Source organism: Micromonospora sp. KC606, assembly GCF_004348675.1.
Taxonomy (GTDB): domain Bacteria; phylum Actinomycetota; class Actinomycetes; order Mycobacteriales; family Micromonosporaceae; genus Micromonospora.
On record NZ_SMKN01000025.1, the window covers coordinates 22,989 to 44,737 of the forward strand.

Consider the following 21,749-nt stretch of genomic DNA (forward strand, 5'->3'; position numbering starts at 1 on the left):
TACGAGAACGGTAATCGGCTTGACCTTTATGGAACAGACGTGTTCCGCTATAGCGCATGAGTGATCCGAAACCGCTCGACGGGCTACCCAAGCTTCGGACTCTGGCCACCTTCGTCGCACCCCACTGGCGGGTGCTGCTGCTCGGGCTGCTACTCGGGCTCCTCGCCAACGCCGCCAGCCTGGCCACGCCCATGGCCACGAAGTGGGTGCTCGACGCCCTCGGCGACTCCGCTGCGCTGACGACGCCCATCGCCACACTGGTGATCCTGGTCGTGGTCGGCGCCGGGATCACCCTGTGGCAGTGGATCCTGCTCGGCACGCTCGCCGAACGGGTGGTGCTCGACGCACGCACCTCGATAATCCGCCGCTACTTCGCCGCGACCGTGGGCGCGCTCACGGCCCGACCGACCGGGGAGCTCGTCACCCGGGTCACCTCCGACACCGGCCTGCTGCACGCGGCGTCCTCAAGCGTCGTCGGACTGGTCAACGGCGCGCTGGCCCTGATCGGGACACTCGTGCTGATGGGCGTCCTCGACCCGGTGCTGCTGGGGTGCACGATGGCCGCGGTGATCATTGTCGGCGCGCTCATGGCCACGCTCCTGCCGTCGATCGGAAAGTCGCAGGAGGCGGCTCAGGAATCGATCGGCCGCCTGGGAGGCGTGCTCGAGGGAGCCCTGCGCGCCATCCGCACCGTCAAGGCCAGCCGCGCGGAGGCCCGCCAGGGCGACCGGATCATCAGCCACGCCCGGGAATCCGCCGTGCACAGCGTCCGAGCCGCCCGGCGCAGCGCCACCGTATGGTCCGTCTCCTGGACCGGCATCCAGCTGGCGATCATCGTGATCCTCGGTATCGGCGCCTGGCGCGCCGAACGCGGGCTGATCGACATCTCCAGCCTCATCGCCTTCCTGCTCTACGCGTTCCAGTTGATGGGCCCGATCGGCGAACTCACCCAGAATCTCACCGCGCTGCAATCCGGCGTCGCCGCCGCCGCACGGATCCGACAGATCCAAACCATCGACGCCGAACGGTCGCAGCTCCACCACACCAGGCCACACGAGGGCGGCCACGCCCACGAGGAACCGCTGCTCATCCTCCGCGACGTCACCGCGGGGTACGCGCCCGGCACCGCGCCGGCCGTCCAAGGTATCGACCTGCACATCCCCCGACGGGGACACGTCGCGATCGTCGGGCCCTCCGGAGCCGGCAAGACCACCCTGTTCTCGCTCATCCTCCGCTTCCTCGAACCACAGCAGGGCGAGCTGCTCCTCGACGGCCGCCCCTACCAGACGTACACGCACGGCGAGATCCGGGCGCGGTTGGCGTACGTGGAACAGGAGACGCCCATCATTCCCGGAACGATCCGGGACAACCTGCTCTTCACCCACCCCGATGCCACGGACGCCGAGCTCCAGGCCGTACTCGATGCCGTGAGGCTGGACGAGAAGATCGACTCGCTCCCCGACGGGCTCGACACCTCACTGGAATCCAGCGAGGTCTCCGGTGGTCAGCGACAGCGCATCGCCCTGGCCCGGGCCATCCTGCGTACGCCGGAGCTGCTACTCCTTGACGAGGCGACCGCGCAGGTCGACGGGCTCACCGAAGCGGCGCTGCAGGAGTGCATCCGCGACCGCGCCACCAGTGGAGCGGTCGTCACCATCGCACACCGCCTCTCCACCGTCCTCGACGCCGACACGATCGTGGTCATGGAGGCGGGTCGCGTCCGCGCACGCGGAACCCACCCCGAGTTGCTCGCCGACGACGAGCTGTACCGGCAGCTTGTCGAGGCGCTGCGGATCGCCGAGGGCCACGCTCGGGAGGGCACCCGACGGGGCGGGAACGCCCTCACGGCGGCGACCGCCACCTGAGCGACCCGTCCTGGCAGCGGCCCCCATCATTCAGCCTGTCGTGTCCTGACCTCTGGACAAACCTGTCCCGCGTCGTCGCCTCAGGTGCGAGTAGCGCCCCGTTCAGCTCTGCCGCGGCACGGCTGCTAGAGCACGACCGCGTTCCTCAATCAGGCTCATGCGTAGTTTCCACTCCACCGGCTCTGTGTGGGAAGCACCCGCGGATACCTGCCCTGGCCACTTGCGGTACAGCAACCCGACTTCGCCGACGAAGTAGCCGGTACTCACAACGCTTGCCGCGATCAGCATTCCGGTGTCATCTGACCCGGGAACGGACATCCAACCGCCGAGGGAAACCAGAAGCTCTCGGCGTATACAGACCGTCGTAGGATGCACGGGAAGTCGGTAGTTGTGCTCCCGCCAATGTCTGAAAACGGAGCCCGGCACCAGAGTTCCCTCCGGGGGGTCGTCCTCGAACCCTACGGTTGAGCCGTCAGGCAGCAGATCGAGCACCCGCGACGTGACCCACTGCACGTCGGGGTTCTCCGCCATTATCTGGATGTCACGCCCGAGGACTCCGGGGGCGAAGATGTCGTCCTGGTCAAGGTTTTTGATAAGGCTTCCATGCGCGCGGGCGAGGCCGAGATTCCGCGTGATGGCTACGCCGCCATGACGGTTGCGACTAATTGATACGCGCTCGTCCTCGGGAAGGACCGAGCGGGCGACATCCGTCTCGCCATCCTCCTGCACGATCCACTCCCATGCCCAGCCCTCTGGCATCTGCTGCTCTCGGAGCGCACGGTATGCCGCCACGAGTTGCTCAGGAACGGGCTTGTAGACGGGAGTGACGATGCTAATCACGCTCACCGCCGCCTCCCTTCTCCAAGGCGCAAGCATGGTCGGGTAAACGAATTCCGTGCGGTCGCCCGGCAAGACCACGTCGGACACTCCAGCGCCTACCGCAGGTGCCTGAAGTGCAGGTAACGGCACCGGCGGTCGTCACTTTGCGTTGAAGTAGTTCGCCTCCGGGTGGTGCACCACGATCGCGTCGGTGGCCTGCTCCGGCACCAGCTGGAACTCCTCCGACAACTGCACGCCGATCCGCTCCGCGCCCAGCAGCTCCACGATCTTCGCCCGGTCCTCCAGCTCCGGACAGGCCGGGTAGCCGAACGCGTACCGGCAGCCCCGGTAGTCGGTGCGCAGCAGGCCGGCCAGGTCCGCCGGGTCGTCGTCGGCGACGGTACGCCCGCCGGGCAGGATCAGCTCGGTGCGGATGCGCCGGTGCCAGTACTCGGCGAGCGCCTCGGTGAGCTGCACGGACAGCCCGTGCACCTCCAGGTAGTCGCGGTACTCGTTGGCGGCGAACATCTTCGCGGTGTACTCGCTGATCGGCTGCCCGACGGTGACCAACTGCAACGCCACCACGTCCAACTGGTCGCCCTTGGGCCGGAAGAAGTCGGCCAGACACAGCCGCCGCTCCTGCCGCTGCCGGGGGAACGAGAACCGGGCCCGCTCGGTGTGGCCGTTCTCGTCGAGCACCACCAGGTCGTTGCCCTCGGAGTACGCCGGGAAGTAGCCGTAGACGACCGCCGCCTCCAGAACCTTGTCGGCGATCAGCCGGTCCAGCCAGTAACGCAGCCGGGGCCGCCCCTCGGTCTCCACCAGTTCCTCGTACGACGGGCCCTGGCCGCCCCGGGAACCCCGCAGGCCCCACTGGCCGAGGAAGGTGGCCCGCTCGTCGAGCAGCGCCGCGTAGTCGGCCAGCGGCAGCCCCTTCACCACCCGGGTGCCGAAGAACGGCGCGGTGGGCACCTCCACGTCGGTGGCCACGTCGGAACGGACCGACGCGTCGTCCAGCTCGGGCAGGGCCTCCCGGACCGTCGCCCGCTGCTTCTCCCGCCGGGCCCGCCGCGCCGCGAGGGCCGCCTCGCGCTCCGGGTCGACCACAGGGGCCCCGCCCCGCTTGGCAGACATCACCCGGTCCATCAGGGACAGCCCCTCGAAGGCGTCCCGGGCGTAGTGCACCTGGCCGGGGAACATCGCCCGCAGATCGTCCTCGACGTACGCGCGGGTCAGCGCCGCACCGCCCAGCAGCACCGGCCACCGCTCGGCGACCCCACGCGAGGCCATCTCGGCGAGGTTCTCCTTCATGATCACCGTGCTCTTGACCAGCAGCCCGGACATGCCGATCGCGTCGGCCCGGTGCTCCTCGGCGGCGTCGAGGATCGCGCTGATCGGCTGCTTGATGCCGATGTTGACGACCTCGTAGCCGTTGTTGGACAGGATGATGTCGACCAGGTTCTTGCCGATGTCGTGCACGTCGCCCTTGACGGTGGCCAGCACGATGCGGCCCTTGCCGCCGTCGTCGGCCTTGTCCATGTGCGGCTCCAGGTACGCCACCGCGGTCTTCATCACCTCGGCGGACTGGAGCACGAACGGCAGCTGCATCTGCCCGGAACCGAACAGCTCGCCGACGACCTTCATGCCGTCGAGGAGGATGTCGTTGATGATCGACAGCGGGGTGCGCCCCTCGGCCATCGCGGTGTCCAGGTCGGCCTCCAGACCGTTGCGTTCACCGTCGATGATGCGCCGCTTGAGCCGCTCGTCCAGCGGCAGCGCCGCCAGCTCCTCGGCCCGGCTGGCCCGCGCCGAGGCGGCGTCGACGCCCTCGAACAGATCGATGAACCGCTGGAGCGGGTCGTAGCCCTCGCGGCGGCGGTCGTAGACCATGTCGAGGGCGACGTCCCGCTGCTCGGCGGGGATCCTCGTCATCGGCAGGATCTTGCTCGCATGCACGATCGCGCTGGTCAGCCCGGCCTGCACACACTCGTGCAGGAACACCGAGTTGAGCACCTGCCGGGCCGCTGGGTTGAGCCCGAAGGAGATGTTCGAGATGCCCAGGGTGAAGTTGATCCCGGGGTACCGCCGGGCGATCTCCCGGATCGCCTCGATGGTTTCGATCGCGTCCCGGCGGGTCTCCTCCTGGCCGGTCGAGATCGGGAAGGTCAGCGTGTCGATCATGATGTCCGGCAGCCGCATGCCCCACCGGCCGGTCAGGTCGTCGACGATCCGGGAGGCGATGCGGACCTTGTCCGCCGCGGTGCGGGCCTGCCCCTCCTCGTCGATGCACATCACCACCACGGCAGCGCCGTGCTCCCGGATCACCGGCATGACTCGGCCGTAGCGGGAGTCGGGATCGTCGCCGTCCTCGAAGTTGACCGAGTTGACCACGCACCGGCCGCCGAGCATCTCCAGCCCCGCCTCGACCACGGCCGGCTCGGTGGAGTCCAGCATGATCGGCAGCGTGGACGCGGTGGCGAACCGCCCGGCCAACTCCCGCATGTCCGTGGTGCCGTCCCGGCCGACGTAGTCGACGCAGAGGTCCAGCAGGTGCGAGCCGTCCCGGGCCTGACTGCGGGCGATCTCCACGCATGCCTGCCAGTCGGCGGCGAGCATCGCCTCGCGGAACGCCTTGGAGCCGTTGGCGTTGGTCCGCTCCCCCACCATCAGCACGCTGGCGTCCTGCGCGAACGGCACGTGGTGGTAGATCGACGAGACACCGGCCTCGGGACGCGGCTCGCGGGCCACCGGGGTGGTGCCGCGCAGGCGCTCGACCAGCATCCGGATGTGCTCCGGGGTGCTGCCGCAGCAGCCGCCGACGAGCGAGACGCCGTACTCGGCGACGAACCGCTCGAGGGCGTCGGCCATCTCGACCGGGGTCAGCGGGAAGTACGCCCCGTCGGCGGTCAGCACCGGCAGGCCGGCGTTGGGCATCACCGACAGCGGGATCCGCGAGTGCCGGGACAGGTAGCGCAGGTGCTCGCCCATCTCGGCCGGGCCGGTGGAGCAGTTCAGCCCGATCAGGTCCACGCCCAGCGGCTCGATCGCGGTCAACGCCGCGCCGATCTCGCTGCCCAGCAGCATGGTGCCGGTGGTCTCCATCGCCACGTGGCAGATGATCGGCACCTGTTGGCCCAACTCGGCCATGGCTCGCTTCGACCCGACCACCGCGGCCTTGACCTGGAGCAGGTCCTGGCAGGTCTCCACGATCAGGGCGTCCGCGCCGCCGGCGATCAGCCCGGCCGCGTTCTGCACGTACGCGTCGCGCAGCGTGGCGTACGCGGCGTGGCCCAGGGTGGGCAGCTTGGTGCCGGGGCCGATCGAGCCGAGGACGAAGCGAGGCTGCTCCGCCGTGGCGTACGCGTCGGCTGCCTGCCGGGCCAGCCGGGCGCCGGCCTCGGACAGCTCGCGGATCCGCCCCTCGATGCCGTACTCGCCGAGGTTGGGCAGGTTGGCGCCGAAGGTGTTCGTCTCGACGCAGTCCGCGCCGGCGGCCAGGTACGCCTCGTGCACCCCGCGCACCACGTCGGGGCGGGTGACGTTCAGAATCTCGCTGCAGCCCTCGAGCCCGTCGTAGTCGTCGAGGGAGAGGTCGGCGGCGTGGAGCATCGTGCCCATCGCCCCGTCGGCGATGAGGATTCGGTCGGCCAGCACATCCAGCAACGAAGTCCGCACGGCATCAGGTTAATCCGACCTTCCGGTTTTCCGTCAGGCCCCAGGCGCGGTCCCACATTGTGTCAGCACGCAGCAGATCCGTTTCGTACCGTTTGCTCCGCCGGGTGAGGCCGTGGACCGGCGCGGCCGACGGGCCGCTCACCGCCCCGGCACGTAGGCTGGCGGACGTGAAGGACATCAGGGACGCCACCGTGCACGGCCGGCGGACGAGCGGGCGCTGGTCCGCCGCCGTCCCCGACGAGCAGGGCGGGGTGACGGCGTGACCGAGTTCGACGGGCTGCCGGTGCTGCGGTCTCCGGTGGCGATCGCCGCCTTCGAGGGATGGAACGACGCCGCGGACGCCTCCACCGCCGCCGTGGAGCACCTGGAGCAGGTCTGGCAGGCCCGCCCGGTCACCGAACTGGACCCGGAGGACTTCTACGACTTCCAGGTCAGCCGGCCGACCATCAGCATGGCCGACGGCGAGACCCGCCGGATCGAGTGGCCCACCACCCGGTTCATGGTGGCCAGCCCGGAGGGCACCGAGCGGGACGTGGTGCTGATCCGCGGCATCGAGCCGAGCATGCGCTGGCGTTCCTTCTGCGAACAGGTGCTGGAGATCTGCCACAGCCTCGAGGTGGAGCGGGTCGTACTGCTCGGCGCGCTGCTGGCCGACGTGCCGTACACCCGGCCGTTGCCGATCAGCGGCAGCGCCTCCGACGCCGAGGCCGCGCAGCGCTACCAGCTCACCCCCACCCGGTACGACGGGCCGACCGGCATCGTCGGGGTGCTGCACGACGCGTGCACCCGGGCCGAGGTGGACGCGGTCTCCTTCTGGGTGCACGTGCCGCACTACGCCAACAACCCGCCCTGCCCGAAGGCAACTCTCGCCCTGCTGCACCGGGTCGAGGAGGTGCTCGATCTGCCGGTGCCGATGACCGATCTGGCGGAGGAGGCCGCCGAGTGGGAACAGCGGGTGCGCGGCGCCGCCGAGCAGGACGCCGAACTCGGCGAGTACGTCCGTGAACTGGAGGAACGCGTCGGCGACGCCGGCATCACCCCGCTGACCGGCGACGAGATCGCCCAGGAGTTCGAGAAGTACCTGCGCCGCCGGGGAGGCTCGGCCGGCCCGACCGCCGGCTCCTGGTAGCCCTGCCTGCTGTCACCGGGCCCCGGGCGCGAATCGCCGTCCGGGGCCCGGTTTTCGCGTGTCCGGGGTGGCGACGTCACCACCCCTAGGGCATCCTAGGAACCTAGCTGTTGTGAGGAGGCGGGTGTGCAGATCAACCCGGGGGCCGCCGAGTTCCCGCACCGGCAGATCGCCGCGCAGCTCAAGGCCCAGGTGCGCCGCGGCGACTGGGGTCCGGGTGAGCGACTGCCGTCCATCCCGGCCATCGCCGAGATGTTCGGCGTGGCGAAGCAGACCGTCCAACGCGCCGTCGACCAGTTGCGGGTCGAGGGCATCCTGATCACCAAACCCGGCTCGGGCACGTACGTCCGGGGCACCCGACGCCGGCTCAACCGGTTGTCCCGGGGCCGGTACGGCGGCTTCCGCGGCTACCACACCGACCTGGCCGCCCGGTACCGGCAACAGCTCGTGTCGGTCGGGCGCGCGCCGGCCCCGCCGGAGGTGGCCGACGCGTTCGGCGTGCCCGACGGCACCGACCTGCTCTGCCGCCGACACCTGGTTCGCACCGACGACTCGCCGGTGGAGGTCGGCGTCTCCTGGTTCCTGCCGAAGGACACCGCCGGCACCTCCCTGGAGCGGGCCGAGGCGTTCGGCCGTCCGCTGTACCAGGAGGCCGAGGAGGCCACCGGCCGCCGCTACGTCTCGGCCACCGACACCATCAGCGCCCGGCAACCCAGCCGGGAGGAGGCCGAGACCCTCCAGATCCGCCCCGACACCCCGGTGCTGCACCTGCTGCACGTCGCCTACGACGGCGACCGCAAGCCGATCGAGGTCGCCCAGGCCACCTGGCCCGGCCCGATGACCACTCTCACCGAGGAGTACCGCATCCCGGCACCGGCACCAGACCCCGACCCGGATCCGGGCCTGGTCCTGGGCTGATGCTGCTGACCCGGGCTGACGCGCCTGATGCGGCTGGCACGGGTTGACGCCCCTGGCGGCAGCTGAGGCGGCTGGCACGGGGGTTGACCGCGGCTGAGGCTGCTGGTGCGACTGAGGCGACTGGCGCAGCTGAGGCTGCTGGCCCGACTGACCCAGGCTGACCTGCAGCGCGGCCGTGACATCCCGCCGTCAGCGTGGCCCTGCTCGAGCGACTCCGCGGTGCGCAAGTGGGGGTGTCCGGCTCGCGGGACACCCCCACTTGCGCACCGCGGAGTCGATCACGGCGGGCTCGGCCGTCGCCGGGCCGGACAGGGCCACGGCGGGACCGAACGAGGTCGGGTGGATCAAACGAGGTCGGGTGGATCAGAGGCGAATGCCGAGCAGGGCGTCCACCGTCGTGCCGAAGAGGGCGGGCGATGACGCGTCGTCGCCCGCGCCGACGAGGGCCCGGTCGGCCCACTCGTCGGCCAGGGCCAGAGCGCCCGGGGTGTCGAGGTCGTCGGCGAGCCGGGCGCGTACCCCCGCCAGGAACGCCTCCCCGGACGGCCCGGCGGGCGCGGCGGCGGCCCGCCGCCAGCGGGCCAGGCGCTCCCGTGCGGCGGCGAGCAGGTCGTCGGTCCAGGCGCGGTCGGCACGGTAGTGGCCGGCCATCAGGGCGAGCCGAACGGCCATCGGGTCCACCCGGTCGGCCCGCAACCGCGAAACGAAGACCAGATTGCCCTTGGACTTCGACATTTTCTCGCCGTCCAGGCCGATCATGCCGGCGTGCACGTAGTGGCCGGCGAACGGCGCCTCGCCGGTAAGCCGCTCGGCGTGCGCGGCGGAACACTCGTGGTGCGGGAAGAGCAGGTCGTTGCCGCCGCCCTGGACGTCGATCCGATCGCCGAGCAGGTTCAAGGCGATCACCGCGCACTCGATGTGCCAGCCGGGCCGGCCGGCGCCCAGCTCGCCACCCGGCCAGGAGGGCTCCCCGGCTCGGGCGCCGCGCCACAGCAGCGGATCCAGCGGGTCGCGCTTGCCGGCGCGGTCCGGGTCGCCGCCACGCTCCGGGAAGATCTCCCGCATCTGCTCACGGGTCAGGTTCGACTCGTACCCGAAAGCGGGCGCGGCGCTGATGTCGAAGTAGACGTCGCCGGTGCCGTCGTCGAGCCGGTACGCCGCGCCGTCCTTGAGCAGCTCCTGGACCCGGTCGACGATGTCCGGGATCGACTCCACCGCGCCGACGTAGTACTCCGGCGGAATGATCCGCAGCGCATCCATGTCCTCCCGGAACAGCGCCGTTTCCCGCATGGCCAGGACCTTCCAGTCCTCGCCGTCACGCTCGGCCCGCTCCAGCAGCGGGTCGTCGATGTCGGTGACGTTCTGCACGTACCGGACGGTCAGGCCGGCGTCGCGCCACATCCGCTGCACCAGATCGAAGGTGATCATGGTGGCGGCGTGGCCGAGGTGGGTGGCGTCGTATGGGGTGATACCGCAGACGTACATGGTCGCGGGGCCGTCCGGCCGGCTGGGATGGACACCACGCCGGGCCGAGTCGTACAAGCTCAGTGGACCGCCCTCACCCGGCAGCCGTGGCACCTCGTGTCCCGCCCAAGACTCCATGACCGTCAGCCTAACCAGCCGCCGACACGCCGCACGGGACCCCATGAGTGATCAACACGACAGGCCTCACATGGGCGGCCACGGCACCGCCGGCCAGTCCCGCGACGGCTGCGGGTAACGGCCGGTCTGGCGCAGCCGGTCGATCCGCGCGGCCAGCTCGGCGATCTCACCGACGGTCAGGTGCTCGGCCAACTCCTCGCCCAGGTCACCGGCGACCCGCCCGGCGAGCGCGTCGAGCATCCCCACCGCGTCCGGCGGCAACCGCCGGCCCGCCCACCCCCACAGGACGGTGCGCAGCTTCTCCTCGACGTGGAAGCAGACGCCGTGGTCGACGCCGTAGAGCCGGTCGTCGGGGCCGACCAGCACGTGCCCGCCCTTGCGGTCGGCGTTGTTGAGCACCACGTCCAGCACCGCCAGCCGGGCCAACCGCGGGTCGTCGGCGTGCGCGAGGGCGTACGCCGCACCGTCGTCGTCACGGGCGGCGGCGACCGGGAACCAGCGCGGCGGCACCGCCTCGGCGGGGACGAACCCGACCAGCGACGCCGCGTCCTCCGGCTCGTCGATCCAGAGCTGGCAGGAGCCGGGACCGAACGGGCCGTCACGCAGCACCGTCGGCGGGACCAGCCCCCACCCGGTGGCCCGGGAGACCAGGTACGCGGAGACCTCCCGGCCAGCCAGGGTGCCGTCCGGGAAGTCCCACAGCGGACGCTCCCCACGCACCGGCTTGTAGACACAACGGGCGGTGTGCCCGTCGAGGGTGAGGACGCCACGCAGGGTGGCGTTGGACGCGTCGACCAGCCGCCCCTCGATGTCGAGGTCGCCGTCGCGCAGCAACCGGAGCGCGGCGCTGCCGTCCTGGCGGGGCTGCAACTCCGACGAGGTCACCGGTGGTAGCCGTTGTGCCGCGGGCAGAGGTGACCGGCCGGGTCCAGCGGCTGACCGCAGAGCGGGCAGGGCGGGCGGCCGGCGTTGACCACCCGGCGGGCCCGCTCGATGAACTCACGGGTCGCCTGGGGCGTCAGCCGCACCCGGAGCCGATCGAGGTCGTCGTCCGGCTCCACGTCCTCCACGTCCTCCGCGGCCTCGTCGTCGGCGTCGTCGCCGAGCTCGACCTCGACCTCCGTCTCGCCGGCGGCGATCGCCTCGATCACCACGGTCGCGGTGTCGACGTCGAAGGCCAGGCCGAGGGTGCCGACCCGGAACTCCTCGTCGACCGGGGTGTCCAGTGGGTCGTTGTCGTCGAGCGCGGCCGGCGCCTCGGGCAGCTCGACGCCGAAGCGGCGCTGCGCCTCGGCCAGCAGCTCCTCCAGCTTCTCGGCCAGCAACGACACCTGCACCTTCTCCAGCGCGACGCTGACCAGCCGGCCTCCGCCGCGCGCCTGGAGGAAGAACGTGCGCTCCCCCGGCGGCCCGACGGTCCCGGCGACGAACCGCTCCGGCGGCTCGAAGGCGTGCACCTGGTGGGTCATACCCACGACCCTATCCGGACCCTGGAAGGGGCGCGTACCGCACCGACGCGGAATCCGCCCAGGGCGAACAGCGGGTGGACGCGCCGGCCGTCGGGGCACTCAGCCGGCCGCCCCCGCGCCGCCGCCCACCGCCGCGTCGGAGTCGGCCGGCCGCCTCGCGCGCCGGCGCCGCCTGCTCGGCGGCGGCACCAGCGGGGCCAGGTCACCGCCGGTGTCGTTGAGCCGGACCAGGAAGGGGCGCAGCGGGGTGTAGCGAATCGCGGTGACCGACGCCGGGTCCGCGACGATGCGCTGGAAGAGATCCAGGTGTACGCCCAGCGCGTCCGCCACAATGGCCTTGATCACATCGCCGTGGCTGCACGCCAGCCACACCGCCTCCGGGCCGTGCTCGGCGGTGACCCGGGCGTCCCAGCCGCGTACCGCGGTGACTGCCCGTGCGGCCATCGCCGCCATCGACTCCCCCTGTGGGAAGACGGCGGCGCTGGGATGCTGCTGGACCACCGGCCAGAGCGGCTCCCTGGCGAGCTTCTTCAGCGGCTGCCCCTCCCAGGTGCCGTAGCCGCACTCGGTCAGCCCCTCCTCCACCACCGGCGCCACCTGCGGCAGCGCCAGCTCCAGGGTCTGCCGGCACCGGATCAGCGGGCTGGTCACCACCGTCGCCAGCGGCAGCCCCCGCAGCCGCTCGCCGACGGCGCTCGCCTGGGCGCGGCCGGTGTCGTCCAACTCGACCGGCTGACGGCCGGCCAGCCCACCGTCGGCGTTCGCCGTCGTCCGGCCGTGTCGCAGAAGCAGAAGGGTCGCCACGGCTCCACCCTAGGGGCTGCGACACCACCCGACGTCCCCCGGCAGCGGGTGGCGCGGAGGGCCGTCGTCGGTCGCGGGCCCGCCCGTCACCGGGCGGGCCGGCGGCTCAGGTGGCGCTGATCGCGCCGGTGAGCAGCAGCGACAACACCAGCGTGCCGAGCGCCACCCGATAGAGGACGAACACGTACAGGGTGTGGTGGGCGACGTAACGCAGCAGCCAGGCGATGGCCGCGTACCCGACGAAGAAGGCGATCACCGTGGCCACGACCATCTGCGCGACGGTCGGCACCGAGGTGCCCGGCGCGGCGGGCTGGAACACGTCCCCGACGCTGAAGATCCCCGACATCACCACCGCGGGGATGGCCAGCAGGAACGAGTACCGCGCCGCCGCCTCCCGGGTCAGGTTCAGCAGCAGCCCGGCGGTGAGTGTGCCGCCGGAGCGAGACACCCCGGGCACCAGCGCCATCGCCTGCGCGAAGCCCATCACGACGCCGTCGCGCAGCCGGAAGTTCTCCAGGGTCCGGGTCTGCCGGCCCCAGTACTCGGCGAAGGCCAGCACGAAGGCGAAGACGATCAGCGTGGTCGCCACCACCCACAGGTTGCGGGCGGTCTCCCGGATCTGGTCCTTGAACAGGAACCCGAACAGCCCGATGGGGATCGAGCCGATGATGACGTACCAGCCCATCCGGTAGTCGAGGCTGGAGCGCACCGAGCGGTCCCGCAGCCCGAGCAGCCAGGTTCTGGTGATCCGCCAGATGTCCTTGGCGAAGTAGATCAGCACCGCCGCCTCGGTGCCCAGCTGGGTGACCGCGGTGAACGAGGCGCCGGCGTCCTGGTCGAAGAAGATCGCGGAGGTGATCCGCAGGTGCCCCGACGAGCTGACCGGCAGGAACTCGGTGAGCCCCTGGACGATGCCCAGGACGATGGCCTCGACCCAGGTCACTCGCCGACCCCGGCCAGGTCGAGAGCCTCCGCGACGGTCCGCAGGGTCTGCACGCCGCTGTCCCGGTCGGCGACGAAGAGGGCCACCGACAGGGTGGTCACGCCGGCAGCGGCGTACTCCCGCATCCGCTCGGCGATGCGCTCCTTGGGACCGAGCAGCGAGGTGCGGTCGATGAACTCCATCGGCACCGCGGCGGCGGCGTCGCGCTGCCGCTTGGCCAGGTAGTGGTCCTGCACCTCGCGGGCGGCGTCGCCGTAGCCCATCCGGGTGGCGAGCTGGTTGTAGAAGTTCTGCTGCCGGCTGCCCATGCCGCCCACGTAGAGGGCCGCGTACCAGCGGACCAGCTCGGCGCAGGTGGCGATGTCGTCACCGACGACCACCGGCACGGACGGCACGACGTCGAAGCCGGCCAGCTCCCGGCCGGCCTTCGCCCGGCCGGCCCGTACCGAGGCGAGCTGCTCCTCGGCGAACTCGGGGGCGTAGAAGACAGCCAGCCAACCGTCGGCGATCTCGCCGGCCAGTTCGAGGTTCTTCGGACCGACGGCGGCCAGGTAGGTCGGGATGTGTTCGCGCGGCGGATGGAAGCCCAGCCGCAGCGCCTTGCCGGGCCCGTCGGGCAGGGGCAGGGTGTAGTGCTCGCCGTCGTAGGCGACCGCCTTTCGGGCCACCGCCAGCTTGACGATGTCGACGTACTCCCTGGTGCGGGCGAGCGGTTTGGCGAACCGGACGCCGTGCCAGCCCTCGGAGACCTGCGGGCCGGACACGCCGAGGCCGAGCCGGAACCGGCCGCCGGAGAGCGCGTCGATGGTCGCGGCGGTCATCGCGGTCATCGCCGGCGTACGCGCCGGGATCTGCATCACCGCGCTGCCCACGTCGATCCGCTCGGTCTGGCCGGCCATCCATGCCAGCATGGTCGGCGAGTCGGAGCCGTACGCCTCCGCCGCCCACACCACCGAGTAGCCGAGCCGGTCCGCTTCCTGGGCGAGCGCCAGGTGGTCGGCGGGTGTGCTCCACGCCGTCTGGTATCCGAGGCTGAGCCCGAGTCGCACTGGTCCTCCCCCATCGCGCCACAAGGTCGCATCAGGTTACGCAATGACGGGAGCGGCCCCGAGCACCGGCTCACCCACCCCGCCGACCTGGCGCGGGCCGCCCCACGGCCGGCGACGGTCGGATCGCCGACGCGGCGGCCAGACATGACGGGAGCGAGGATATCCGTGACGGCGGGTTCGAAATAAGGTTCACCCATGCAACAGCGACCGCTCGGCCGAAGCGGGCTGGCGGTTTCCCGGCTCGCGCTCGGCACCATGACCTGGGGTCGGGACACCGACGCCGACGACGCGGCCGCCCAGCTGAAGAGCTTCCTCGACGCGGGCGGCAACCTGGTCGACACCGCCGACGTGTTCGCCGACGGTGACGCCGAGTCGGTGCTCGGCTCCCTGCTGGGCGCCCTGGTCCCCCGCGACGAGGTGCTCATCGCCACCAAGGCCGGGCTGCGCCCGGGCAGCGGCCGACGCCGCGACGGCTCACGCGGGCACCTGCTGCGCACCCTGGACGCGTCGCTGCGCCGGCTGGGCACCGACCACGTCGACCTGTGGCAGGTGCACGGGTACGACCCGGACACCCCGCTGGAGGAGACCCTGGCAGCGCTGGACCACGCGGTGGCCAGCGGCCGGGTCCGCTACGTCGGGGTGTCGAACTTCTCCGGCTGGCAGACCGCCCGAGCCGCCGCCTGGCAGGCCGCCTGGCCCGGACGGGCCCCGGTGGTCGCCGCGCAGGTGGAGTACTCGCTGCTGGAGCGGGGTGTGGAGCGGGAGGTGCTGCCGGCCTGCGCGGCGCTCGGGCTGGGCGTGCTGCCGTGGTCGCCGCTGGGCCGGGGGGTACTGACCGGCAAGTACCGCAACGGCCGGCCGGCGGACTCCCGGGCCGCCTCGGCGCACTTCGAGCGGTTCGTCACCACCTACCTGGAGCCGCGCTGCTCCAGCATCGTCGAGGCGGTCGCCATCGCGGCGGGTGGGCTGGGCGTGTCGCCGCTGGAGGTGGCGCTGGCCTGGATCCGGGACCGGCCCGGGGTGACCGCGCCGATCCTCGGCGCGCGGACGGTGGGGCAGCTGCTCGGCGCGCTGCAGGTGGAGCGGATGATCCTGCCGGAAGAGATCACCACCGCGCTGGACGACGTCTCCGCCGTGCCGGTCGGCTATCCGGAACGAGACGGCTGAGCCGACCGCCGGTCAGCCGACCGCCGGTCGCCGGCCGGGAATCTCGCGGACGGCGGCGAGGAAGCGGTGCTGGTCGTCGCGCAGGGTCGGGTTGACGAGGCGGATCCACGAGCCGTCGTCGAAGTGGACCGTCATCGGGAACTGCGCCAGCCGCATCGTCCCGTGGTCGCAGTCGAGCCGGGTGACCCGATGCCGCTCGACGCTCCACAACAGCCGCGGCCGACGGCGGTCGGGACGGCCCTCGTCCGGGCGGCGTCCCATCCGCAGCAGGTGCAGGTGGGTGTCGGTCACCGCGAGCGGCGTGCCGGTATGGCGCTCCAGGAACAGCAGCAGGCTGCCGGCGAGAGTGGCGAGATCGCCGCTGAAGACGTACCGGCGGTGGTAGGCGATCTCGGCGAGCTGGTCGGCGAGCGGCCGGTGCCGGCTGAGCCGGAACAGCGCCCGGAACGCCTCCTGCTCGTCGGTGAGCGGCAGCACCGGCCGGGGCGGCTGCGGCGTCGCGGAGGGCGTCGGCGCGGCGTCGACCTCGCGCGCGACCGCCTCCGAGGCCCCCGCCGCCAGCGCGGCCGCCTGGCCGGGCAGCAGCAGCACCCCGGCGGCGAGCCGCACCGGCGCCATGACGGCCTCCACCCAGGCCACCGGATTGACGATGTGCAGCAGCCCGAACAGCACCCGGGGATCCAACGCGTCGACCATCTCGGCCCCGACGTGGTCGACGAACTGGCTGCCGGCCCGGTGCGTCTCGTCGGCCCGCACCGGCGCCAGGCCGACGTAGCGCAACTCCTGGCCGGTCACCAGGGGCGCGACCAGGGCCCGCTCCGGCTCGTCGGAGGTGCGGAACTCGTCGCGCAGGGCGCGGGCCCGATCACGGGCCGCCCGAGCGCCGTCGCGCACCGCGTCGCCGAACCGCCCCAGCCGCCCCCAGGCACCACCCACGCCGCTCCTCCTCGCTCCCGGTCAGCGGCCTGCCGGCTGCTGCGCGGCGGGCGGCTGACCGAAGACATTCTGGTCGATCCAGTCCGCGCCGTCGCGCACCGCGTCGCCGACCCGGTCGCCCACCTGGTCCGCGCCCGGCACGGACAGGCCGGTGACCACGGCGGTGGTGCCCCAGGTCACGCCGTGCACCACCGAGTTGGGCACGTTCCACGGCAGGTTGGTGGCCCAGTCCCGGGCGATTATCCGGCCGCCGTCGGCCAGGCCGTGCGCCCGCAGCGCGCCGGCCCTCTCCAGCGAGCTCATGTCGAACGGCGACCCGCTCTTGCCGAGCTTGAAGTGGCCCTTCGCCGGGTCGGTCAGCTTGTGGTGCCACTTGTCGGCCTTGCCGGCGGCGCGACGCTTGTCGATCGACTTCTGCCCCCTTCGCAGCGCCCGCTGCTTGTCGACCAGCTTGTCCAGGTGGTTGCGCAGCTTGCGCAGATAGAGCATGACCCGCTGGAGCAGCCGGATGACCTTCTGCAGGTGGGCGGCGAGCGGGCGGATCACCTTCAGCGCCCGGGCCACCACGATCAGACCCCGGGTCACGGTGACCGCCAGGCCGGCGGCCCACGAGGCGCCCGCCGTGAACGGCGCCAACACCAGCGCGGTCACCAGGGTCACCAGCATCCAGTTGACGAACTCGACGCAGAGGTCGACCAACACGTCGTGCACGGTCTGCAGGCCGTCGGCGACACTGCGCAGGTACTCGGCGGTGGCGGTGAACTGCCCCGCCACGTCCAGCAGCTGCTGCTCGACCTCGGCCAGCCGCCGGCCGTACGCGTCACCGGCGGCGGACCGCCAGCCGGGCTGCTCGGCCTCGCGGACCGCGCGATGCCCCAACGCCAGCTCACGGACCTGCCCGGCGAGGACGTCCCAGTCGGCCGCCCGGGCCCGCAGCGCCTCCGGCTCGCCGTCGACCATGTCCACGAGCTGGATCAGCGGCCAGGCCAGGGTGCGGCAGACACTGTCGACGGCGGCCTGCACCCCGGACAACGCGTTGTCGATGCCGTTCCACAGCTCGACGGCGCTGCCGGCCGGCCCACTCACCGGCCCATCCGTTCGTGCACGGACCGGAAGCCGGACTCGATGCCCTGCTCGTTGCGCTCGTAGTTGGCCACGGTGGACGCCAGGGCGTCGCCGACCCGGGCGAAGGCGTCCTGGCCGGCCCGGAACAACGTCGTGCCGTCGGACACCTGCTCGGCGTACGCGCCGCGCAGCATGTCGCTGACGAAGGGCAGGTGCCCGAACGTGCTGTCGGGCAGATCGCCCGCCGCGACCACCCGGGCCTGGATCGCCCCCATTGCCGTGGCGACCCCGGAGGCGGCCGCCTGCAACCGCTTCACCGCCGCCACGTCCACTTCGATGTCCGGTGCCACCGTCGTTCCTCCCCCGCATCCGACGCGGGACGACGATACGATTCCCCGGCCTCCGGCCGCCACCCCGGCCGAGGCGGCACAGGGGGAGGACAAACGCATGACGGATCCGCTGTCCGGGCTGGACGCGCTGGCCGGCCGGCTCGCCGACATCGAACGCCGGTTCGCCGGGGTGCAGGCCGACCTGGACGAGCTGGCCGGCACGGGCGCCGACGAGACCGGGCTGGTGTCGGCCACGGTCGACGCCGCCGGTGACCTGACCGACCTGGCCTTCCAGCCGACGGCGCTGCGGTACGGCGCCGCCGAGCTGGCGGCGATGGTGCTGCAGGCGTACCGGCGGGCGCGCTCGGCGGCCGGCGAGCAGCTCGCCGAGCGCACCGACGGTCTGGCGGCGGACCTGGGTGCCGGCCTGACCGAGCTGTTCGGCCGCCCGGGGGACTTCTCCGCCCTGGGTCGCCTCGACGAGGCCGCCGCCCGGCTGGAGAGCCTGGAGGCGCGGCTGCCCCGTCCGCCGGCATGACCGGCCCGGACTGGCCGCAGATCGCCGCCCGGCTGCACCACACCCTGGCGGCCTGCCGGCAGGACACCGACGTGGAGCTGAGCGCGGGGCCACGCCGACTGCGGCTGGCCGTCCGGCGGGACAGCGTCTCCGGGCGCTGCCCTGGCTACGATCCGCCCCGCCTGGCCGAGCTGGGCTGGCGCCCCGCCGACGACGGCGACGACTGGTGGCACGAGACCCCCCGCACCGCCGAGGCGCTGCGATGGTGGGGCGACTTCGCGTCGGACACCGCCAGGGCGGTGCTGACCGGCGACGCCGCCGGGCTGGCCTGCCGGGTGGTGGCTCCGCCCGACGGTGGGTCCCCGGCACCCCGGACGCTGCCGGGCGGCGACACCGTACCCATCGGCAACCCGGCACCGGCGGGCATCGACTCGTCGGACGTCGTACCGGGCCGACACCGGGTGGCCGCGCCGCCGGTCTCCGCCCCGGCTGCCGGGCCGGGCGTCGGTGACCTGCTCGCCCGGGCCGCGGCCGACCACGATCTGCCCGGCTACCTGGGGGCGTTCGCCGCCGGCACGGTGTGCGTGCCGCTGGCCGGCGAGCCGTCCCCGCAACGGGAGTTCCCCTGGACGGTCGTCCTCGACGCCGACCGGGCCCCGCTGCTGCCGGTCTTCACCACGGCCGAGGCGCTCACCGCCTTCGCCGGCGTCGGGGTGCCGTTCCTCGCGGTGCCGGCGGCCGAGCTGCTGGCCGCCTGGCCGGACCCGGCGTGGGGGCTCGCCGTCGACCCGGGCGCCCCGCACGGGCTGACGCTGAGCGCGCCGGCCCTGGCCGCGCTCCTGGCGGCGAACGACCTGGACACCGGCGAGGAGGCAGGGACGGGAGGCGGGGACGGGCCGCCGGCAGCCACGACCGCCTGACCGTCCCCACGGCCCACGACCGCCTGACCGTCCCCACGGCCACGAACTCCCGGTGCCGCCGGGGGGTCACCCCGCCGACGCGCCCTGAGCCGCCCCGGGCGCCGAACCGGTCATCAGGACCACCCCCTGGGCGCCGGTCCGGATGATGGGCCGCCCTCGGGGATGAAACGGACATGACACCCCAAGGGGCCCACCCACCGGACGCGACAGCGGGCCGCGGTGCGAGTCACCCGCAGGGGGTGGCGAACGGCCGCCGAGCTGGGCAGCATAGGGCACATGGACTACGAATACGCGCCGCTGCGGTTGCCGCCGAATGTCGACCGGTTGACCGCCGCGGCGCAGCTGGCGATCCAGGCGGAGTTCTCCGGATGGGAGTTGGCCCGGGTGCGGCTGTTCCGGGACGGCACGCGGCAGGTCGTGCTGCGCCGTCGCCGAATCAACCAGCCGCAACCGGGCCTGTCGTACTGAGCGGGCACGTCGGAGGGCGACCTCGCCGCCGGCGCCCGCAGCGCACGGGCACCCGCGGGGGCGAGGGTCTAGTGCGCGTGCCCGGCGTGGTCGTGGTCGTCCTCGTCCAGGTACGGGTGCTCGTCGAGCCGCCCCACCAGGCGGTCGTCGGCGGCCGGCTGGAACGGGCCCACCGGGTCGTCGTCGTCGAACGACTCCAGGTCGACCGGGGTGCCGACCTCGCTGACCATCACCACCCCGTCGAGCGGCTCCAGCTCCGGCACGTCCAGGGCGCTCAGCGAGCCGTCGCCGCTCTGCAAGAGCTCCAGCACGGCCTCGCCGACCCCCTCGACCGGTGCCGGCTCGTCGGGCTCCGGGGTGCCCTCGCGGCGGGCCGCCTCGGCGACCCGGATCAGCGCCGAGATGCTGGGCACCCGGTAGTCGCGGCGCTGCCGCACCGAGATCACCTGCGGGTGCGGGTCGGTGGCCTCGACGCCCTCCCCGCCGCCGAACCGCTCGTCCGCCTCGTCCGGGTCGATCGCCTCCACGTCCCAGGGCGTGACCTCGCCGAACGCGTCGAGAAGTTGCTCGTCGTAGGCGCACGACGCGTTGTTCAACGCCACGTACGCCTGCCAGACGTCATCGTCGTCGATGCGGCCCTGGGCCGCCCGCACGGCCGCCAGGTGGGCCCGGGCGGCGTCAATCACGCGCTCGAGGGCGGCGTCCAGCTCACCGTGCTGGTCGGTCATGAGGTGATCCCTTCGCCAATAGGGGCAGGCTGCGACACCGGACGGGTCAGCAGGCGCGCAGGAACCGGTCCAGAACCCGCACGCCGAACTGTAGTCCGTCCACCGGTACCCGCTCGTCGATGCCGTGGAACAGGGCGGAGAAGTTGAGGTCGGCCGGCAGGCGCAGCGGCGCGAACCCGAAGCAGCGGATGCCGAGCTGCGAGAACGCCTTCGCGTCGGTGCCGCCGGAGAGCATGTAGGGCACCGGGCGGGCGCCCGGGTCCTCGGCGCGCAGCGCCGCCGACATCGCCGCCACCAGGTCGCCGTCGAAGGTGGTCTCCAGGGCCGGCTGGCGCTGGATGTACTCGATGTCGATGTCCGGGCCGACCAGCTCGCGCAGCTGCCGTTCCAGCAGCTCCGACTGCCCGGGCAGGCTGCGGCAGTCAATGGTGGCGGTGGCCCGGCCGGGGATGACGTTGTCCTTGTACCCGGCGGCGAGGCGGGTCGGGTTCGCGGTGCTGCGGATCGTCGCTCCGATGATGTTGGCGATCGGCCCCAGTTTCGCGATCGCGGTCTCCGGGTCGTCCGGGTCCAGCTCCACGCCGAGAACCTCGGAAACCTCCTGGAGGAAGGCGCGGACGGTGGCGGTGACGGTCACCGGGAAGCGATGCCGCCCGATCCGGGCCACGGCCTCGGCCAACGCGGTGACCGCGTTGTCGTCGTGGATGAACGAGCCGTGGCCGGGCCGGCCCCGGGCGTGCAGCCGCAGCCAGTCGATGCCCTTCTCGGCGGTCTCGATGAGGTAGAGCCGGGTGGCGTCGTTGACCGAGTAGGAGAAGCCGCCCACCTCACCGACGGCCTCCGTGCAGCCGTCGAACAGGCCCGGGTGCCGCTGCGCCAGGAAGTGCGCGCCGTAGTCGCTACCCGCCTCCTCGTCGGCGGTGTAGGCGAGCACGATGTCGCGCGACGGGCGGACCCCGGTGCGCTGCCAGTGCCGCACCACGGCCAGCACCATCGCGTCGAAGTCCTTCATGTCGATCGCGCCCCGGCCCCACAGGTAGCCGTCGCGGACCTCGCCCGAGAACGGGTGCACCGACCACTCGTCGGCGTCGGCGGGGACCACGTCGAGGTGGCCGTGCACCAGCAGGGCGTCGCGGCCCGGGTCGGTGCCGGGGATCCGGGCCACCACGTTGGCGCGTCCCGGGGCCGACTCGTGGATCTCGGCCGCGACGCCCACCTCGGCGAGGCGCTGCGCGACGTACTCGGCGGCACGGCGCTCGCCCGCGCTGGTGGCGTTGTCCCCCGTGTTGGTGGTATCGATACGCAGCAGGTCACGGCAGAGTTCCACGACCTCGTCGGTGGGGTCG

The 21,749-nt window shown here is 72.4% G+C and carries 20 protein-coding genes; 7 read left to right on the forward strand and 13 right to left on the reverse strand.

The genetic code is table 11. The features are described from left to right. The first annotated feature begins 56 nt into the window (after nucleotides 1-56). A complete protein-coding gene (locus E1193_RS08780; RefSeq protein WP_132182002.1) occupies nucleotides 57-1,865 on the forward strand; it encodes an ABC transporter ATP-binding protein in 1,809 nt (602 codons plus the stop codon). A gap of 102 nt (nucleotides 1,866-1,967) precedes the next feature. Here the strand turns inward: E1193_RS08780 and E1193_RS08785 are convergent, their stop codons facing one another. Both E1193_RS08785 and metH read right to left on the reverse strand, forming a co-directional pair. Further along, the gene (locus E1193_RS08785; protein WP_243707434.1) at nucleotides 1,968-2,792 is read right to left on the reverse strand and encodes a glycosyltransferase; all 825 of its coding nucleotides are present in this window, start codon (nucleotides 2,790-2,792) and stop codon (nucleotides 1,968-1,970) included. 51 nt (nucleotides 2,793-2,843) lie between these two features. Continuing rightward, a complete protein-coding gene (gene metH / locus E1193_RS08790; RefSeq protein ID WP_207922634.1) occupies nucleotides 2,844-6,359 on the reverse strand; it encodes a methionine synthase in 3,516 nt (1,171 codons plus the stop codon). Nucleotides 6,360-6,618: 259 nt separating this feature from the next. On the opposite strand from metH, the gene E1193_RS08795 reads away from it, so the two are divergent. Both E1193_RS08795 and E1193_RS08800 read left to right on the forward strand, forming a co-directional pair. Then, nucleotides 6,619-7,488, forward strand: a complete 870-nt coding sequence (locus tag E1193_RS08795; protein ID WP_132182004.1) for a PAC2 family protein — start codon at nucleotides 6,619-6,621, stop codon at nucleotides 7,486-7,488. A 126-nt stretch (nucleotides 7,489-7,614) separates the two neighbouring features. Further along, nucleotides 7,615-8,406, forward strand: a complete 792-nt coding sequence (locus tag E1193_RS08800) for a GntR family transcriptional regulator (RefSeq protein ID WP_132182006.1) — start codon at nucleotides 7,615-7,617, stop codon at nucleotides 8,404-8,406. Nucleotides 8,407-8,769: 363 nt separating this feature from the next. On the opposite strand, the gene mshC is transcribed toward E1193_RS08800, so the two are convergent. From mshC to E1193_RS08830, 6 genes are all read right to left on the reverse strand, one after another. Next, entirely contained in the window at nucleotides 8,770-10,008 is a 1,239-nt protein-coding gene (gene mshC, locus E1193_RS08805; RefSeq protein WP_132182008.1) for a cysteine--1-D-myo-inosityl 2-amino-2-deoxy-alpha-D-glucopyranoside ligase, read from the reverse strand. Between the two features lie 66 nt (nucleotides 10,009-10,074). Beyond that, a complete protein-coding gene (locus E1193_RS08810; protein ID WP_132182010.1) occupies nucleotides 10,075-10,893 on the reverse strand; it encodes an SCO1664 family protein in 819 nt (272 codons plus the stop codon). Further along, nucleotides 10,890-11,477: a DUF3090 domain-containing protein gene (locus E1193_RS08815; RefSeq protein WP_132182012.1), complete on the reverse strand. Its 588-nt coding sequence runs from the start codon at nucleotides 11,475-11,477 to the stop codon at nucleotides 10,890-10,892. The genes E1193_RS08810 and E1193_RS08815 overlap by 4 nt, the downstream gene beginning before the upstream one ends. 99 nt (nucleotides 11,478-11,576) lie before the next feature. Then, nucleotides 11,577-12,281: a histidine phosphatase family protein gene (locus tag E1193_RS08820; RefSeq protein ID WP_132182014.1), complete on the reverse strand. Its 705-nt coding sequence runs from the start codon at nucleotides 12,279-12,281 to the stop codon at nucleotides 11,577-11,579. Nucleotides 12,282-12,387: 106 nt separating this feature from the next. Further along, nucleotides 12,388-13,224: an undecaprenyl-diphosphate phosphatase gene (locus E1193_RS08825; RefSeq protein ID WP_132182016.1), complete on the reverse strand. Its 837-nt coding sequence runs from the start codon at nucleotides 13,222-13,224 to the stop codon at nucleotides 12,388-12,390. Then, nucleotides 13,221-14,273, reverse strand: coding sequence for an LLM class F420-dependent oxidoreductase (locus E1193_RS08830; RefSeq protein ID WP_132182018.1), 1,053 nt, complete (start codon nucleotides 14,271-14,273; stop codon nucleotides 13,221-13,223). The genes E1193_RS08825 and E1193_RS08830 overlap by 4 nt, the downstream gene beginning before the upstream one ends. A 195-nt stretch (nucleotides 14,274-14,468) precedes the next feature. Here E1193_RS08830 and E1193_RS08835 point away from each other — a divergent pair, with 195 nt between their 5' ends. Beyond that, a complete protein-coding gene (locus E1193_RS08835; RefSeq protein WP_132182020.1) occupies nucleotides 14,469-15,440 on the forward strand; it encodes an aldo/keto reductase in 972 nt (323 codons plus the stop codon). 12 nt (nucleotides 15,441-15,452) lie between these two features. Here E1193_RS08835 and E1193_RS08840 read toward each other — a convergent pair whose 3' ends face one another. The 3 genes from E1193_RS08840 to E1193_RS31780 are packed head-to-tail and all read right to left on the reverse strand — an operon-like array spanning nucleotide 15,453 to nucleotide 17,791. Beyond that, complete coding sequence (locus E1193_RS08840; protein ID WP_132182022.1) at nucleotides 15,453-16,376, reverse strand: hypothetical protein; 924 nt, start codon at nucleotides 16,374-16,376, stop codon at nucleotides 15,453-15,455. 21 nt (nucleotides 16,377-16,397) lie between these two features. Beyond that, on the reverse strand, nucleotides 16,398-17,462 hold the full coding sequence (locus tag E1193_RS08845; RefSeq protein ID WP_132182024.1) for a hypothetical protein: 1,065 nt from the start codon (nucleotides 17,460-17,462) through the stop codon (nucleotides 16,398-16,400). Then, nucleotides 17,459-17,791, reverse strand: a complete 333-nt coding sequence (locus tag E1193_RS31780; RefSeq protein ID WP_165945686.1) for a hypothetical protein — start codon at nucleotides 17,789-17,791, stop codon at nucleotides 17,459-17,461. The genes E1193_RS08845 and E1193_RS31780 overlap by 4 nt, the downstream gene beginning before the upstream one ends. Nucleotides 17,792-17,888: 97 nt before the next feature. On the opposite strand from E1193_RS31780, the gene E1193_RS31785 reads away from it, so the two are divergent. The 3 genes from E1193_RS31785 (at nucleotide 17,889) to E1193_RS08860 (ending at nucleotide 19,675) form a co-directional block, all read left to right on the forward strand. Continuing rightward, nucleotides 17,889-18,308, forward strand: coding sequence for a YbaB/EbfC family nucleoid-associated protein (locus E1193_RS31785; protein WP_165945687.1), 420 nt, complete (start codon nucleotides 17,889-17,891; stop codon nucleotides 18,306-18,308). After that, nucleotides 18,305-19,207: an SseB family protein gene (locus E1193_RS08855; RefSeq protein WP_132182028.1), complete on the forward strand. Its 903-nt coding sequence runs from the start codon at nucleotides 18,305-18,307 to the stop codon at nucleotides 19,205-19,207. The genes E1193_RS31785 and E1193_RS08855 overlap by 4 nt, the downstream gene beginning before the upstream one ends. 276 nt (nucleotides 19,208-19,483) lie before the next feature. Beyond that, nucleotides 19,484-19,675, forward strand: coding sequence for a DUF5703 family protein (locus tag E1193_RS08860; RefSeq protein WP_130400850.1), 192 nt, complete (start codon nucleotides 19,484-19,486; stop codon nucleotides 19,673-19,675). 68 nt (nucleotides 19,676-19,743) lie between these two features. On the opposite strand, the gene E1193_RS08865 is transcribed toward E1193_RS08860, so the two are convergent. Continuing rightward, on the reverse strand, nucleotides 19,744-20,403 hold the full coding sequence (locus E1193_RS08865) for a hypothetical protein (protein WP_132182030.1): 660 nt from the start codon (nucleotides 20,401-20,403) through the stop codon (nucleotides 19,744-19,746). Nucleotides 20,404-20,449: 46 nt separating this feature from the next. Continuing rightward, nucleotides 20,450-21,749 (reverse strand): M20/M25/M40 family metallo-hydrolase (locus tag E1193_RS08870; RefSeq protein ID WP_243707435.1); only part of this gene is annotated, 1,300 nt, incomplete at its 5' end.

Bases quoted from the DNA above. Each gene is read 5' to 3' on its own strand.
- E1193_RS08865 (WP_132182030.1), bottom strand. From the start codon at position 20,403: ATGACCGACCAGCACGGTGAGCTGGACGCCGCCCTCGAGCGCGTGATT.
- E1193_RS08780 (WP_132182002.1), top strand. From the start codon at position 57: ATGAGTGATCCGAAACCGCTCGACGGGCTACCCAAGCTTCGGACTCTG.
- E1193_RS08855 (WP_132182028.1), top strand. From the start codon at position 18,305: ATGACCGGCCCGGACTGGCCGCAGATCGCCGCCCGGCTGCACCACACC.
- mshC (WP_132182008.1), bottom strand. From the start codon at position 10,008: ATGGAGTCTTGGGCGGGACACGAGGTGCCACGGCTGCCGGGTGAGGGC.
- E1193_RS08860 (WP_130400850.1), top strand. From the start codon at position 19,484: ATGGACTACGAATACGCGCCGCTGCGGTTGCCGCCGAATGTCGACCGG.
- E1193_RS31785 (WP_165945687.1), top strand. From the start codon at position 17,889: ATGACGGATCCGCTGTCCGGGCTGGACGCGCTGGCCGGCCGGCTCGCC.
- E1193_RS08815 (WP_132182012.1), bottom strand. From the start codon at position 11,477: ATGACCCACCAGGTGCACGCCTTCGAGCCGCCGGAGCGGTTCGTCGCC.
- E1193_RS08835 (WP_132182020.1), top strand. From the start codon at position 14,469: ATGCAACAGCGACCGCTCGGCCGAAGCGGGCTGGCGGTTTCCCGGCTC.